Origin of the sequence: Streptomyces nanhaiensis, from assembly GCF_046614825.1 — a bacterium.
Classification (GTDB): domain Bacteria; phylum Actinomycetota; class Actinomycetes; order Streptomycetales; family Streptomycetaceae; genus Streptomyces; species Streptomyces radiopugnans.
The window spans coordinates 1-3,325 of sequence record NZ_JBKJFM010000283.1 but is presented as its reverse complement, the minus strand read 5'-3'; the positions used below and the strand labels follow the sequence as shown (position 1 = coordinate 3,325).

Sequence of the window (3,325 nt, the reverse complement as noted above, 5' to 3'; positions counted from 1 at the left end):
GGGCGGCGGGCGGACCACGGTCACGGTGGAGCTGGGGGCGCCGGTGGAGGTCGTCCGTCCGCTCGGCGGCCGGGAGCGGGCGCGGGTGCTGCGCCTGTACGCCGACGACCCGCAGGCGGCGGTGGCCGCGCTGCGGGAGGGGCTCGGGAGCCGGGGCGGGGCCGGCTGACGGGCAGACCCTCGGTGGCCCGGCCGACTCGGCCGTCGCGCCGACCGCGCCGTACCGGGTGCGCCGGGTACGTCCCACTGACCGCGTCACACCGACCGCGTCTCGCCGCTGCGGTCGGCGTAGGCGTCGAGAAGGCGCCCCTCCAGCGCTGCCAGAACACGTCCGTGCAGGTCGTGCACCTGCGCGGCGTCCGACGGGCCGACGGAGGAGGCCATGGTGTCCAGGACCAGCTCCGCCGCCCGCCGGACCTCCGCCGCGTCGCTTTCGCCGCCCTCCTCGTACACCGCCGCGGCCAGGTCGCGGAGCATGCGCAGCAGGGCGGCGAGCACGGTGGGTTCGCCCGAGGAGTAGCGCCTGAGCTGCCCGCAGGCGAGGTCGAGGTAGTAGCGCAGGTCCCGGTCCGGCACGACCACCCGCACGACGCCGTCGTCGTCCTCGTGCGGGATGTCCCCCAGGCGGCGGCCCGCCAGCCGCACCAGCAGGTCGGCCATGTGGCCGACGGCGGTGCACGCGGTGACGGGGTCGTTGATCCCGGGGGACATCGCCTTGACCGCGATGTCCTCGAGCTGGCGGAAGCCGAAGGCCACGTCCTGGTCGGGGATCCGTTCGAAGCCGGTCTTCAGGGCCGCTTCGATCTCCTCGGCGGTGCCGTCGGCCCCGGGGTCGGGCATCCTGCCGCCGGGGGCGCGCGCCCACACCACCGCGACCGGGTTCCCCTCGACGATCAGGTCACCGGGACGGACGTCGACGCGGACGAAGGTGTCGCCGCGGCGAGCGCAGGCCACCAGCTCCCGGGCGTCGACCAGCCTCAGGAAGCCGCTGCGGCGGGCGCGCACCACCGCGCCGCGCGCCGGTTCCGGGTGCGTGGCCGGGGTGTCCCCGGTGTGCGGGGAGGGGCCGTCGCGAGCGGGATGGCACCTGCGGATCGCGTCGCCGGCCTCCTTGTGAGTGTCGAGCATCATGGAGTCCACCCGCAGCCTGCGGATGATGTGGTTGAGGAAGCCGAGCACGGCCGCCAGGGAAGCCACGCCGAGCACGGAGGCGAGGACCAGGGACACCACCGGCAGCGCCTCCCCCGACCTCATGAAGGACAGGGTGGCCAGCGCGAACACCAGGGTCGTGAGCAGCACCGTCAGAACGGCCTTGAGCACCGGGTCGTGGGCGTAGCGCCGCAGCAGCCGCGGGGAGAACTGCTGGGAGGCCAGTTGCAGCGTCACCACGGTGACACTGAGGGACAGGGTCGCCACCGTGACCGAGGAAGTGGCCACCACCTGGAGCATCGAGGAGGCCGCGTCGTGGCCGCCCGGCCAGAGGCCGGCCGGGCCGGTTCCGGGCCGCGGCCGGAACTGCTCCAGGAGGATCGCGGCGGCCAGAGCGGTGGCGCCGCCCGCGGTCGGCCACACCCACAGCGGTGAGCGGGAGGACGCCGCGCGGGCCTTCCGGTTGCGCTGGAAAGGGTTCACGCCGCGCCGGGTACCGCACCGGCCGGAACCGATGCCCCGGCCGGGGCGGCGGGGCGGCCGGGTGAGCGGGGCGCATACGCTGCTGTGGCGCTGGTGCGGAAGGACGCACTCCGGCGCATGTGCCGCCTGTGAGGAGAACCGCCGTGCTCGTACTGCTGCCGCCGTCCGAGGGGAAGGCCGCCGGGGCTTCCGGTCCCGCGCTCGATCCGGGAGCGCTGTCGCTGCCGGGGCTGACGGCAGCGCGGGAGGCGGTGCTGGCGGAGCTGGTGGGGCTGTGCTCGGCCGACGAGGACAAGGCGCGCGAGGTGCTGGGGCTGAGCGAGGGCCTGCGCGGCGAGGTGGCGAGGAACGCGGCGCTGTACGGGGCCCCGACGCGTCCCGCGGGCGAGGTCTACACCGGTGTGCTCTACGACGCGCTGGACCTGGGCACGCTGGGCGCGGCGGCGCGGGAGCGGGCCGGGCGGTGGCTGCTGGTGTTCTCGGGGCTGTGGGGTGCGGTGCGGATCGGCGACCCGATTCCGCCCTACCGCTGCTCGGGCGGGGTGCGGCTGCCCGCGCTGGGATCACTGGGCCGGTACTGGCGGGAGCCGCTGGAGTCGGTGCTTCCCGAGGCGGCCGGCGAGGGGCTGGTGCTGGACCTGCGGTCGGCGGCGTACGGGGCGATGTGGAAGCCGAAGGGCGAACTCGCCGGGCGGACGGCGACGGTGCGGGTGCTCCAGTCCAGGATCGTCGGCGGTGTGGAGAAGCGGTCGGTGGTCAGCCACTTCAACAAGGCCACCAAGGGGCGGATGGTCCGCGCGCTGCTGCGCGAGGGCCTTGAGCCGGGCGGCCCGGCGGAGCTGGCGGAGGCGCTGCGCGGCCTGGGGTACACGGTGGAGGCGGAGCCTCCGGCGAAGGGCGGGGCGCCGTGGCGGCTGGACGTGGTGGTCACCGAACTCTGACAGGGCTCGGGCCGGGCTCCGGCCGGGCTCCGGTTCGTTGCACGGTGCGCAACGGGCGTTGCGGTACGTGAGCGGGATGGGCAGGATGGCCGCCATGACAGCCGACCCCGTACCGTCCGTACTCGCTCTCGGCCCGGTGCTGCCGGTCGTCGTCCTCGACGGCGGGGCCGATCCGGCCGAGGCCGTACCACTGGTGCGGGCGCTGGTGGCGGGCGGGCTGCGCGCGGCCGAGATCACGCTGCGGACGGCGGACGCGCTGGAGGCGGTGCGCCGGGTCGCGGCGGAGGTGCCGCGGGCCGTGGTGGGCGCGGGCACGGTGCTCACCCCGCAGCAGGCGGCGGCGGCGCGGGACGCCGGCGCCCGCTTCCTGGTCAGCCCCGGCTGGACGGACCGGCTGCTGGCGGCGGCACGGGAGACGGGCGTGCCGCTGCTGCCGGGGGTCTGCACCGCCTCGGAGGTCATGGCGCTGCTGGAGCGCGGGGTGACGGAGATGAAGTTCTTCCCGGCCCGCGCGGCGGGCGGCCCGGCGTATCTTCAGGCGCTGGCCTCACCGCTGCCCCGGGCCCGGTTCTGTCCGACGGGCGGCATCGGGCCGGATTCGGCGGCGGACTATCTGGCACTGTCCAACGTGCCGTGCGTGGGCGGCAGTTGGATGCTGCCGCCGGACGCGGTGCGGGCGCGGGACTGGGGCCGGGTCGAGCGCCTGGCCCGCGAGGCCGCCCGGCTGGGCGCCGCCGCGGGCACCGGCGCCG

General features: G+C 76.1%; 3 protein-coding genes. 2 read left to right on the top strand and 1 reads right to left on the bottom strand.

Annotation, left to right across the window (positions count from 1 at the left end):
- Nucleotides 1–255: 255 nt before the first annotated feature.
- Entirely contained in the window at nucleotides 256–1,632 is a 1,377-nt protein-coding gene (locus ACLIYP_RS29815) for a DUF2254 domain-containing protein (RefSeq protein ID WP_412716196.1), read from the bottom strand.
- 143 nt (nucleotides 1,633–1,775) lie between these two features.
- Here ACLIYP_RS29815 and yaaA point away from each other — a divergent pair, with 143 nt between their 5' ends.
- Nucleotides 1,776–2,573, top strand: coding sequence for a peroxide stress protein YaaA (yaaA, locus tag ACLIYP_RS29810; protein ID WP_412716195.1), 798 nt, complete (start codon nucleotides 1,776–1,778; stop codon nucleotides 2,571–2,573).
- Nucleotides 2,574–2,658: 85 nt separating this feature from the next.
- A partial coding sequence (gene eda, locus ACLIYP_RS29805) for a bifunctional 4-hydroxy-2-oxoglutarate aldolase/2-dehydro-3-deoxy-phosphogluconate aldolase (RefSeq protein ID WP_412716194.1) occupies nucleotides 2,659–3,325 on the top strand: 667 nt, incomplete at its 3' end.